General features: G+C 40.7%; 9 protein-coding genes. 3 read left to right on the top strand and 6 right to left on the bottom strand.

Annotated features, from left to right (window positions below):
- Window positions 1-109 precede the first annotated feature (109 nt).
- Window positions 110-1,006 (top strand): GGDEF domain-containing protein, encoded by an 897-nt coding sequence (locus EU510_RS00920; protein WP_149591861.1) that lies wholly within the window; start codon window positions 110-112, stop codon window positions 1,004-1,006.
- A gap of 73 nt (window positions 1,007-1,079) precedes the next feature.
- Here the strand turns inward: EU510_RS00920 and EU510_RS00915 are convergent, their stop codons facing one another.
- The 6 genes from EU510_RS00915 to lpxB form a co-directional block, all read right to left on the bottom strand.
- The gene (locus EU510_RS00915) at window positions 1,080-1,421 is read right to left on the bottom strand and encodes a hypothetical protein (RefSeq protein ID WP_149591860.1); all 342 of its coding nucleotides are present in this window, start codon (window positions 1,419-1,421) and stop codon (window positions 1,080-1,082) included.
- Window positions 1,422-2,726 carry a tRNA lysidine(34) synthetase TilS gene (gene tilS / locus EU510_RS00910; protein ID WP_149591859.1) on the bottom strand — a complete coding sequence of 435 codons (1,305 nt, stop codon included), beginning with the start codon at window positions 2,724-2,726 and terminating at the stop codon, window positions 1,422-1,424.
- Window positions 2,727-2,864: 138 nt separating this feature from the next.
- On the bottom strand, window positions 2,865-3,821 hold the full coding sequence (accA, locus tag EU510_RS00905; RefSeq protein WP_149591858.1) for an acetyl-CoA carboxylase carboxyl transferase subunit alpha: 957 nt from the start codon (window positions 3,819-3,821) through the stop codon (window positions 2,865-2,867).
- Between the two features lie 16 nt (window positions 3,822-3,837).
- Entirely contained in the window at window positions 3,838-7,329 is a 3,492-nt protein-coding gene (gene dnaE / locus EU510_RS00900) for a DNA polymerase III subunit alpha (RefSeq protein WP_149591857.1), read from the bottom strand.
- Between the two features lie 2 nt (window positions 7,330-7,331).
- Window positions 7,332-7,934 carry a ribonuclease HII gene (gene rnhB, locus EU510_RS00895; RefSeq protein ID WP_149591856.1) on the bottom strand — a complete coding sequence of 201 codons (603 nt, stop codon included), beginning with the start codon at window positions 7,932-7,934 and terminating at the stop codon, window positions 7,332-7,334.
- Window positions 7,924-9,081: a lipid-A-disaccharide synthase gene (lpxB, locus tag EU510_RS00890; RefSeq protein WP_149591855.1), complete on the bottom strand. Its 1,158-nt coding sequence runs from the start codon at window positions 9,079-9,081 to the stop codon at window positions 7,924-7,926. The genes rnhB and lpxB overlap by 11 nt, the downstream gene beginning before the upstream one ends.
- A 301-nt stretch (window positions 9,082-9,382) precedes the next feature.
- Here lpxB and EU510_RS00885 point away from each other — a divergent pair, with 301 nt between their 5' ends.
- On the top strand, window positions 9,383-10,966 hold the full coding sequence (locus EU510_RS00885; protein ID WP_149591854.1) for a cytochrome ubiquinol oxidase subunit I: 1,584 nt from the start codon (window positions 9,383-9,385) through the stop codon (window positions 10,964-10,966).
- Window positions 10,963-12,102, top strand: a complete 1,140-nt coding sequence (gene cydB, locus EU510_RS00880) for a cytochrome d ubiquinol oxidase subunit II (RefSeq protein ID WP_149591853.1) — start codon at window positions 10,963-10,965, stop codon at window positions 12,100-12,102. Before EU510_RS00885 ends, cydB begins: the two co-directional genes overlap by 4 nt.
- Window positions 12,103-12,106 lie beyond the last annotated feature (4 nt).

Genomic DNA, 12,106 nt, shown 5'->3' with positions numbered 1-12,106 from the left:
CTAGTAGCTTGTAAGTAAATATAACAACCATCTGTTTTTCATGCAATTTTAAAATATGGCACAAAAATAGCTTGGTTATTGCAAAGTAACACCCTCGGGGGAGATTTTAGTGGAAAACGTCCATATTTTGACGCAGCGTGTGTCTGGTCGCGGTGATTTTTTGCCGTTTTCGGCCGAACATACACAAATAAACGAGTCTGCGGCAACGCATGATCTTGTTACAGAGCTACAAACAAGCCTAGTTATAGAAGATGTTTTAGCTATATATGCAAAATTTGCAAAACAATTGCTAAACTTTTCTGGTTTGCAGTTTCAGTCAACGCTAGGTACTACGCAAACATCAGAAAGTGACACAAATAGTACACCCTATATTTTTGATTTAGCAATTGGTAATGAGCACTTAGGCCAGCTAATTTATTTTAGTAAATTTCCGCTTGGTCAAGCAATTGAGAAAAAACTAAATATTTTACATACTGCGCTGGTTTACCCACTTCGCAATGCGATGATGTATAGCCGCGTACTAAAGCTTGCTACAAAAGATGCATTAACGGGTTTAAACAACCGCAGTCAATTTAATGACTTTTTACTGCAAAAGCTTGAAAACTGTCGTCGTTATCAACGCCCATTTAGTTTAATGTTGCTTGATTTGGATAACTTTAAACAAGTTAACGACAACTTTGGTCATAAAATTGGTGACGATACACTTAAAGAGTTTTCAAAAGTACTGTGTAGCAGCATACGCGGTACTGATTCGGTATTTAGATTTGGTGGGGATGAGTTTGCTCTACTTATTGAAGACCCTGAGTTTACAACTAACAAAGTCGTCGCTGAGCGCATAATGTGCTTAGTCAGAAAATCGCCATTAATGTCTAAATACAAAGTGACGACCAGTATTGGTTTTACTTTAGCAAGCAGCCAAGATTGCGAAACCGAAATTTTTGCTCGAGCCGATAAAGGTTTATATAAAGCAAAAGCATCTGGCAGAAATTGCGCAAAAGCTTATTAATATTTGCTTAAATTAATTAAATAAAAAAGCCTAGCTTCCCCCGCTAGGCTTTTTTATTGCTAAAACTCCAATACTAAGGCTTTACACTCACCAATTTATAAATAAACAAAGCAGCACAAAAGCCAAAAAAGAATCCACTAATTAAATTAAGTAATGCGGTAATAGTAGCAAGTGGTGTAAATAATACTAAAAGTAGTGGCAGGCTCACGCCTGAAATAAAAAACAATCCACCTTTACCTAACCAATAAGCTAATAAAAGCACTGCAGATACAATCCCACCCGCAACTGCATAACCTAGTGTAACTATATTTAGCTCAAGTAAAATATTAGCGATAATAGCTATAACAGCCGTTATTAGCATACCCACTGGCGCTTTTGTTACTAACGACAAACCAACATGCGGCTGTTTACTCATTTATTTACACTCCCAAAAAATACCATTTTCATCGACATGCTTAGCACTTATAAAACAGCCAACCACTTGCACTAATTCATCATCATAAAAAATAAGCGGCACACTGGCGCGCAGCCAAGGCGCTATTTTTGCATCTTTAAACCAATGTTTTACGGTATTGCTACCCGGCTTTTTAAGTGGTTTTATACGTGCGCTATTACAATTAAAGCGCACTGTTACTTGTTCATTAGCTTTTGGAGGTCTTACTCCACAACCGGTGTTTTTAATTAATAAGCGCCCGTCAGCAAGTTTTAGCTGTGAATGATTCAGCTCACTATCTGTTAATTCTGCACTTGGTGTTACAAAGTACAAATAACCTTGATGGCGTCGTATTTGCCCATCGGTTAAATCAATACGCATTTGCGCGTCATTTTTTGCGCTTATTGCTTGATTGATAATTTGCTCTAATTGCTTTTGCGATGGCATCACTTGCGTAAATAGTACAAGCCACGCACGTACTATATTTGCAATACGCGCTGCACTGTATTCGCTTACTTGATTAACGCACAGTGCTTGATACTCGTTAATACACTTATTTAAATCGAGCTGTGTATATTCATCAAGTAGTGTTTGCTGTTGCTGTAGCAACTCAATACTTCGTGCAGTGCACTGTTCAAACCCATTAAAGCGCTCAGCTAAAACAGGCACTATTTTTGAGCGTAGAAAGTTACGGTCAAAACTTTCATCTGTATTAGAGTCATCGGTTATGTGCTTAATGTTAAACTGCGCTGCAAAGGCTTCTATATCGCTTCGCTTGACGTTTAACAATGGCCTAAAACATACACGACCATTTTGCAGCAAACGTGCTTGGTGCATAGCACCAAGCCCTTTTAAACCCGATCCACGCTTTAAGCGCAGTAAAAATGTTTCTACTTGGTCGTTTAAATGTTGGCCCAGTAAAATAATGCTGCCTTGTGGGCTTAGTTCATCAAGTGCTTTGTAACGTGCATCGCGAGCTTGGGCTTCAAGGCTCGTACGCGACTGCTGCTCAATTACAACTTTTGCGGCTTTAAAAGGCACATCAAGATCAATGCACACATTTTTACAAAAGCGTTGCCAGTAATCGCCATACTGGCTCAAGCCATGGTGAACATAAATAGCCGATACATCAATTGCAGGGTTATCGGCTCTTAAAGTACGCATTAAATGCAACAACACCACAGAATCAACGCCACCAGAAAGCGCCACTGTGAAAACGGTTTTACCTTGCTCTATATAACTATTTAGCGATTTTTTTAGTTGCTGGTAAATTGCTGATGTATGCATGTGTCCACACTTTAGGTGAGTTATACCAATTGTATTAAATAAATAAGTAATGATTTAATAATTGGTAGTTATAAAAAACTCTGACTATTTTAAAGCAAAAAAGCCGCATAAGCGGCTTTTTTTTAACATTTAATGAGTTTAGCAGTAGCCAAACGACATCAAACGTTTGTAACGTTGATCAAGCATTTCTTCAAGCGTAAGCGCTTGTAAGTCCGCTAAATCACGCTTAAGGCGTTCTTTTAAGTTACGTGCCATAGCATCGTAATTGCGGTGTGCGCCACCTAAAGGCTCATCAACTAAGTTGTTGATTAAGTCTAGCTCTTTAACGCGCTCTGCGGTTACACCCATTGCTTCTGCTGCAAGCGGTGCTTTGTCAGCGCTTTTCCAAAGAATAGACGCACAACCTTCAGGCGAAATTACAGAATAAGTGCTGTACTGCAACATGTTAACTCTGTCGCCAACACCAATCGCTAATGCACCACCTGAACCGCCTTCACCAATAACTGTACATATTGTCGGCACTTTAAGTGACGCCATTACTTTTAAGTTACGTGCGATTGCTTCAGATTGACCACGTTCTTCAGCGCCAACACCTGGGTATGCACCAGGCGTGTCAATAAAGGTCATGATTGGCATTTTAAAACGCTCAGCCATTTCCATTAAGCGTAATGCTTTACGGTAACCTTCTGGCTTTGGCATACCAAAGTTGCGTTTAATTTTTTCAGCAGTATCACGACCTTTTTGTTGGCCAATAACCATTACTGGTTCGCCATCTAAACGCGCAATGCCACCTAAAATAGCTGGATCGTTAGCAAAAGTGCGATCGCCAGCAAACTCGTCAAATTCCGTGAAAATGCGCTCGATATAATCTCGAGTGTAAGGACGCAACGGATGACGTGCTAACTGTGATACTTGCCAAGCGCCTAAATTAGAAAAAATCTCCTGTTTTTGTTTGGCACTTTTTTCTTTTAATTTGCTGACTTCCTCTTCTAACTCAAGGTCTAATTCGCCAGCGCGGCTGATACTTTGTAATTCTTCAATTTTTGCTTCTAATTCTGCAATTGGAAGCTCAAAATCAAGATAATTGAGGCTCATGCTCTAAACTACCTAATTAGTTAAATTCTAGTTCTACATCTTGCGCAGCCATTAGTGATAACTTATGGATTAAGTCGTCACTTGGCGTAACACACCATTCGATCCCAAGAGTTAATTGCGCCAACGCATCTGGACGTTGGTAATAAACCTTGATCGGACACGTTCCCATTTTATAGGGTTCGAGTACTTTTTGTAATTTATCGAAGAAACCTGCCTCGATTTGCACCATGTTCAGCGTCATTTTAATCGCTTTAATACGCTTTTCACGCGCTTGAGCAATGGTGTTTATTTCTCTGGCGGTCATTGTAATACCACCGGAGAAGTTATCAAAGCTGACCTGTCCAGATATTACCAAGATATTGTTAACTTGGAGCATATCTTGGTACTTTTCAAACTCGTCTGAATACAAGCGTACATCAATCCGTGCACTCTTGTCATCTAAAGTTACTAAGGCCCAACGATTTCCTTTTTTATTAATTAATACCCTAGAAGCAATAACTAAACCAGCTGCCGTTGCAAACACATCACGATTAGTCGGTTGTAAATCTACTATTTTTCCGCTAGTGTAATGCCTAAGCTCACGGCGGTACTGATTTATCGGATGCCCAGTTAAATAAAGGCCTAGCGTCTCTTTTTCGCCATCTAACCACTCGTTATCAGTAAGCCCTGTGGCTTTAATAAAAGCTTGTTCAACTTCATCAGGCTCAGTGGCTAATAAACCAAATAAATCACTTTGTCCTAATTGCTCAGCTTTGTTGTGTTGATCGGCCGCACGCATAGCATCTTTTAAACTGGCTAGTAATGTAGCACGCCCAGATTGGGTTTTCTCTGGCCCTAATTGATCCAAAGCACCTGCGTAAATTAATTTTTCAGTAACACGTTTATTTAAGCGTTTTAAATCAACACGGGCACAAAAATCAAATAAATCTTTAAATGGACCGCCTTTTGCACGCGCTTCTAAAATTGCTTCAACCGGTGCCTCACCCACACCTTTTATCGCGCCAATGCCGTAAACAATTTCACCTTCAAGGTTTACTGTAAACTTAAACTCACCTGCATTTACGTCTGGTGGTAATAAGGTGAGCTTCATGTTTTCACATTCATCCACCAAAATAACTATTTTGTCGGTGTTATCCATATCGGCCGACATTACCGCAGCCATAAACTCTGCAGGATGATGCGTTTTCATCCACAATGTTTGATACGAAACCAGTGCGTAAGCTGCTGAGTGAGATTTGTTAAAACCGTAACCTGCGAACTTTTCTACCAAGTCGAATATTTTTATCGCAAGCTCGCCGTCAATGCCGTTATTTCTTGCGCCATCTTCAAACGTTGAACGCTGCTTTGCCATTTCTTCGGGTTTTTTCTTACCCATAGCACGACGCAGCATGTCGGCGCCACCAAGCGTATAGCCTGCTAGTACTTGCGCAATTTGCATTACTTGTTCTTGATACAAAATAATACCGTAAGTTGGATCAAGTATTGGTTTTAAGCTTTCGTGCTGATACTGCGCATCTGGGTATGAGATTTCTTCGCGGCCCAGTTTTCGGTCAATAAAGTTATCTACCATGCCTGATTGCAGTGGACCTGGTCGGAACAAGGCCACAAGTGCAATCATATCCTCAAAGCAGTCGGGCTTAAGGCGGCGTACTAAGTCTTTCATACCACGCGATTCTAGCTGGAATACAGCAGTCGTTTCGGCGCGAAGTAGCAACTCAATACTTTTTTTATCATCCAGTGGAATGGTGTTTATATCAACGGGGTCTTTACCTTGGCGCTTCATGCGCACATTGGTCATATCGACCGCCCACTGCAATATAGTCAGTGTACGTAAACCCAAGAAATCGAACTTAACAAGCCCTGCTGTTTCTACATCATTTTTATCAAACTGTGTTACTGGAAACTTACCTTCGTCATCACAATAAAGTGCAGCAAAGTCGGTAATAGTGGTTGGCGATATTACTACGCCGCCCGCATGTTTACCGGCGTTACGTGTACACCCTTCAAGAATGCGACACATATCGATTAAGTCTTTTACCTCATTATCGCCATCGTAGGCTTCTTGCAAGCGTGGTTCTACATCAAACGCTTTGGCAAGTGTCATACCGGGGTCACCCGGAATCATTTTAGAAATTCGATCGACAAACCCGTAAGGATGCCCAAGCACTCGCCCTACATCGCGTATTACCGCTTTTGCAGCCATGGTACCAAAGGTAATAATTTGCGAAACCGCATCGCGACCATACAAAGCCGATACGTGATCAATTACCTCGTCTCGTCTATCCATACAAAAATCGACGTCGAAATCGGGCATTGATACACGTTCAGGGTTCAAGAATCGCTCAAAGAGTAAGTCAAACTCAAGTGGATCAAGGTCGGTAATTTTAAGCGCGTACGCAACTAACGAACCCGCACCTGAACCACGACCAGGTCCAACTGGAATATTATTATCTTTACTCCACTGAATAAACTCCATTACGATTAAGAAGTAACCAGGGAATCCCATTTGGTTAATTACACCAAGCTCTATATCAAGACGCTCATCGTATTCAACACGTTTTACTTTTCTATCTTCTTCGTCTGGGAATAAAAACTGTAGTCGTTCTTCAAGGCCGTCTTGTGACACTTTAACTAAAAAGTCTTCAATTTTAAGCGAGCCGGTTGGGTAATCAGGTAAAAAGTAAGTACCTAATTGCACAGTTACATTACAGCGCTTAGCAATTTCTACGGTATTTTGCAGTGCCTCTGGAATATCGCTAAACAACTCAGCCATTTGCTCTGCTGTTTTTAGATATTGCTCTTCAGAGAACCGTTTAGGGCGGCGCTTATCATCGAGCGTGTAACCGTCAAAAATAGCAACACGAATTTCGTGCGCTTCAAAGTTTTCTGGCTTTAAAAACACCACTTCGTTGGTGGCTACAACCGGTAGTTGCTCTTTAGCAGCAAGCTCTACCGCCATGTGCAAGTAATCTTCTTCAAGCGGTCGGTTGGTGCGAACAAGCTCTAGGTAGTAGTTATCGCTAAAATGCTGCTTATAAAAACTAACAACTGATTCAATTACAGTCGGATTATTTTTTAATAACGCTTTACCTAAGTCACCGTCTTTAGCACCCGAGAGAATAATTAAGCCTGCTTTTAGCTCAACTAACCATTCGCGGTCAATAACTGGGCGATGAAACACATGCCCACGCTGATACGCTTTAGATATTAATAAGGTAATATTTTTATAGCCGTCGTTGTCTTTGGCTAATATGGTTAAGCGGCTTGGCTCATCAGGAAACTCTGGGCTACGAACCCAAAAGTCAGCACCCACTATAGGTTTAATACCTGCATTATGCGTGGCGCCATAAAAACGCACTAAACCACAAAAGTTCATTTGATCGGTAATCGCAATGGCTGGCATTTGCAGCTCTTGCGCTTTAGCAACTATCGGCTTTGTTTTAGCAAGGCCATCAACCATCGAAAAGTCTGAATGAACTCTTAAATGCACAAAATCAGGAGCAGCCATGCTTAGCCCTCACCATTGGCTTGCGCCAAAACGCGCTGCACAGGTTTAAAGCTTTTACGATGCTCTTCAATTGCACCGTACTGTTCAAGCGCTGCAAAGTGCGCTTTAGTGGGATACCCTTTGTGCCCTGCAAAACCATATTCTGGGTGGCGTTTATCAAGTTCAAGCATTTCGTCATCGCGTGCTACTTTAGCTAAAATAGACGCCGCTGAAATTTCGGCCACTAAGCTATCACCTTTAACAACAGCTTGTGCTGCCATAGTGAGTTTTGGTAATCGATTACCATCTATAAATACAAATTCAGGTTCTGTGCTTAATGCCTCTACTGCGCGAGACATGGCAAGCATCGTTGCGTGTAGAATATTTAACTCATCAATTTCTGTTGGACTGCAACGTCCATACGCGTAGCACAATGCTTTTTCTTTTATTTCAACTGCAAGTGCTTGGCGTTTTTTATCCGTTAATTTTTTAGAATCAGCTAAGCCTGCAATTGGTTTAGTGGGATCTAAAATGACGGCGGCAGTGACTACATCACCAACAAGTGGGCCGCGCCCTACTTCATCTACACCAGCAATTAAGGATACATTGGGTCTATCAATTTGCATTTATTAACTCCGCCACAGCATTGGCTGCTTGTTCACTGGCATTTAATCTAATTTTTTCGTGAATAGCTAAAAAGCGTGCTTTTAACTCTTTGTTATCTGTGTTGAGCATAGGGGTAAGTGCGTTTGTTAAGTTAGTAACATTACACTCGGTTTGTAAAAACTCAGGCACTAGCTCTTCGTCTGCCAATAAATTAGGCAGCGAAAAGTACTTAATATTAAACGTAAATAAAGTTTTAAAAATCCAATAGCTCAACGGCTTTATTTTATAGCCCACTACCATTGGCTTTTTATAAAGCATGCCTTCAAGTGTTGCAGTGCCCGACGCTAATAAAATAGCATCGGCGGCTTGCATCGCTAATTTTGATTGTCCATCAAGTAGGTTAACATTAAGTTTCGGTGCGGTAGCGTTTAATATATCACTAAACTGCGCTTTGCGTTTTTCGTTAACCAACGGAACCACAATTTTAAGATTGGGATTTTTAGCTTGCAGCTCTGCGGCTGTTTTAATGTAAGTTTCGCTTAGCAAACCAACTTCAGAGCCTCGACTACCAGGTAGCAGCGCCAGTACTTTGTCATCAAGGCTTAAGCCGAGTTCTTCACGCGCTTTAGTATCATCGTGCTCAAGCGCTATATCGTCTGCCAAGGTATGACCCACAAATGTACATGGCACTTGGTGCTTATCATAAAATTCTTTTTCAAACGGTAATAATGCAAGCACTAAGTTAGTGGCTGCACTTATAGTATGAATACGCTTTTCGCGCCACGCCCAAACAGATGGACTTACATACTGTACGGTTTTAATGCCCGCATCTTTAAGTGGCTTTTCTACACGTAAGTTAAAATCGGGTGCATCAATACCTATAAATACATCAGGTGGGTTATCTACAAAATGCTGCACGAGTTGTTTACGTATTTTAAGCAAACGCGGTAAACGGCCGAGTACTTCAACAAGCCCCATTACCGAAAGCTCATCCATGTCGTAAAGTGTTTTACAGCCCCGCTCTTGCATTTTAGGTCCGGCTATTCCTTCAAAAATAGCGTCCGGAAAGTGTTTTTTAAGGGCTTTAATTAACCCTTCACCTAAAATATCGCCCGACAGTTCACCTGCCACAATACCAATTCGTAGTTGTTTTTTATCTTTATTCATTTGATTTTATTTCACAAGTAAACCAGGCGTTCATGCTTATTAGTTTAACGTGTTTTACTGTTTGATTAAACGCTTTAAATAACTGGTTTTTTATCACCGAAGTTAAGCCTTTATGTTGTTTGTTTTTAATACTGATGTAGCATAGGAAATATATATTAAGTTTTACTAATATGTATGTTGACAAAAATTGTACAAAGGTAAATACTATTACAAACTTTCAGTAATTACTGAAAGTTCATTAAACCTTAACTTTGCCAATTAAATGTTGCCCTGTTAATCCGTCACTCTCAAGGAGCCAATAATGATAGATGAAACCTTTGTGGATCTATCGCGATTACAGTTTGCTGTTACCGCTCTCTTTCATTTCTTATTCGTACCGTTAACGATAGGTATGACCTGGATTTTAGTTATTATGGAATCGGTTTATGTTATGACCGGTCGCGAAATTTATCGTGATATGACTAAGTTCTGGGGAAAATTGTTTGGTATTAACTTTGCAATTGGTGTGGCGACAGGCCTTACCATGGAATTTGAGTTTGGTACTAACTGGTCTTACTACTCCCATTACGTAGGTGATGTTTTTGGGGCCCCCCTGGCTATTGAAGGTTTAATGGCATTCTTTTTAGAATCGACCTTTGTAGGTATGTTCTTTTTAGGCTGGGACAGACTCTCTAAGCGCCAACATTTAGGTGCGACTTTTTTAATGGCTATTGGTACTAACATGTCGGCGTTGTGGATTTTGATTGCCAATGGTTGGATGCAAAACCCAGTAGGTGCTGAATTTAATTATCAAACCATGCGCATGGAAATGACCAGCTTTGCAGAGCTTGTATTTAACCCTGTAGCCCAAGTTAAGTTTATTCATACCGTATCGGCAGGTTATGTAGCTGCCTCTATGTTTGTATTGGGTATAAGCAGTTGGTACATATTAAAAGGCCGTGACTTAGCATTTGCTAAACGTTCTTTCTCAGTTGCATCGGGCTTTGGTTTAGCGTCAATTTTATGTGTAATTTTACTCGGTGACGAATCAGGCTACGAAGTAGGTGAAGTTCAAAAAGTAAAACTTGCAACAATTGAAGCTGAATGGCACACAGAAGAAGCTCCGGCTGCGTTTACCGCATTTGGTTTTCCGGACTCAGAAGAGCAAGTAACACATGCTGCGGTTAAAATACCTTACGCACTTGGCTTAATTGCCACGCGTTCACTTGATGAGCAAGTAACGGGTATTAACGACTTAGAGAAACAACACGAAGTACGTATTCGCAACGGTATGATTGCTTATAAATACCTTACAAAGCTCAGAGACGGTGAAGATACGCCAGATAATATTGCTAAATTTAATACTCTAAAAGATGATTTGGGTTATGGCTTGCTACTTAAGCGCTACACACCTGATGTTGTAGATGCTACCGAGGAGCAAATTCAAAAAGCTGTTAAAGACTCTTTTCCTAAAGTAGGCCCTATGTTTTGGTCATTTAGGATTATGGTTGCCTGTGGTGTGGCCATGTTAGGTGTATTTATATTGGCATTTTACTACAACGCACACCGCGTTATTGAGCAAAAACGCTGGTTATTATGGGCTGCTGTATTAAGCATTCCACTACCTTGGATAGCGATTGAATTTGGCTGGATTGTTGCCGAGTATGGTCGTCAACCTTGGGCTATATCTGAAATACTGCCGACCTTTTTAGCCACGTCGTCACTAACTGTAAATGATATTTTAATTAGCTTAACTGGGTTTATTGTTTTCTATACTGGTTTAGCCATTGTGGAAGGCTGGCTGATGATCCGCTTTGTTAAGCAAGGACCAAGCTCGCTACATACTGGTAAGTATCATTTTGAATTACCAAACAAAGCTGAGAAAACTGAAGGAGAGCAATCATGATTTTTGATTATGAAACATTAAAAATGCTTTGGTGGTTGATCATTGGTGTGCTGCTTATTGGTTTTGCTATTACCGATGGTATGGATATGGGCGTTGCTATGTTGCTTCGCCTAGTTGGTAAAACAGATTCAGAGCGCCGCACAGTAATTAACACAATTGGCCCACATTGGGATGGTAACCAAGTATGGTTTATAACTGCGGGCGGCGCGTTATTTGCAGCGTGGCCTATGGTTTATGCAGCTGCATTTTCGGGCTTTTACTTTGCCATGATGCTAGTACTCTTTGCTTTGTTTTTTAGACCACTAGGGTTTGATTACCGCAGTAAAGTAGACTCAAAACGCTGGCGCAATAACTGGGATTGGGGCTTGCTTGCAGGCAGCGCGATTCCAGCATTAGTATTTGGTGTGGCGTTTGGTAATTTATTTTTAGGCGTACCGTTTAATATTGATAACCTTATGCGTGTTAGCTACCAAGGTTCATTTTTTGGCTTACTTAACCCATTTGGATTACTTGCAGGTTTAGTAAGTATTACCATGTTAGTTGCTCATGCTGGTATGTGGTTGCAACTTCGAACAGCAAGTGTGGTCGCAGAGCGTTCGGGTCAATATGGTCGCTATTCGCTTATTATATTTATTGTGTTATTTGCTGCAGCTGGTTTTTGGGTGGCTAATTTAACAGGTTACCAAGTTGTATCTATGGCTGATACACAAAGTCATGCAAACCCTTTAGCTAAAGTAGTCACTACAGTGCAAGGTGCTTGGTTAAGTAATTACAGCACACGTCCGTGGACCATGACCTTCCCTATTTTGGCCTTTGCAATGGCATTAAGTGCACTTGTGTTTTCTAAATTAAATAAACCAGCACTTGGGCTTATTTCAACAAGCTTAATGTTAATTGGTGTGATTATGACGGCGGGTGTTTCACTGTTCCCATTTATTATGCCATCAAGTAATAACCCGAATATTAGCTTAACAATTTGGGATGCGGTATCGAGCCATAAAACGCTCAATATAATGTTTGTTGCAGTGTGTATTTTTGTACCACTAATTTTGTCCTACACTACTTGGTGTTACGTAAAAATGTGGCGCAGAGTAACGGTAGAAGAAATTGAAAACAACACTCATGGTAGCTACTAAGGAG

It is taken from the genome of Pseudoalteromonas sp. FUC4, from assembly GCF_008370255.1.
Lineage (GTDB): Bacteria > Pseudomonadota > Gammaproteobacteria > Enterobacterales > Alteromonadaceae > Pseudoalteromonas.
This window is presented reverse-complemented; position numbering and strand designations above follow the sequence as displayed.

Excerpts from the sequence above, each read along its gene's own strand:
- dnaE (WP_149591857.1), bottom strand. The coding sequence starts at position 7,329 with ATGGCTGCTCCTGATTTTGTGCATTTAAGAGTTCATTCAGACTTTTCG.
- lpxB (WP_149591855.1), bottom strand. The coding sequence starts at position 9,081 with ATGAATAAAGATAAAAAACAACTACGAATTGGTATTGTGGCAGGTGAA.
- accA (WP_149591858.1), bottom strand. The coding sequence starts at position 3,821 with ATGAGCCTCAATTATCTTGATTTTGAGCTTCCAATTGCAGAATTAGAA.
- EU510_RS00915 (WP_149591860.1), bottom strand. The coding sequence starts at position 1,421 with ATGAGTAAACAGCCGCATGTTGGTTTGTCGTTAGTAACAAAAGCGCCA.
- tilS (WP_149591859.1), bottom strand. The coding sequence starts at position 2,726 with ATGCATACATCAGCAATTTACCAGCAACTAAAAAAATCGCTAAATAGT.
- cydB (WP_149591853.1), top strand. The coding sequence starts at position 10,963 with ATGATTTTTGATTATGAAACATTAAAAATGCTTTGGTGGTTGATCATT.
- rnhB (WP_149591856.1), bottom strand. The coding sequence starts at position 7,934 with ATGCAAATTGATAGACCCAATGTATCCTTAATTGCTGGTGTAGATGAA.
- EU510_RS00885 (WP_149591854.1), top strand. The coding sequence starts at position 9,383 with ATGATAGATGAAACCTTTGTGGATCTATCGCGATTACAGTTTGCTGTT.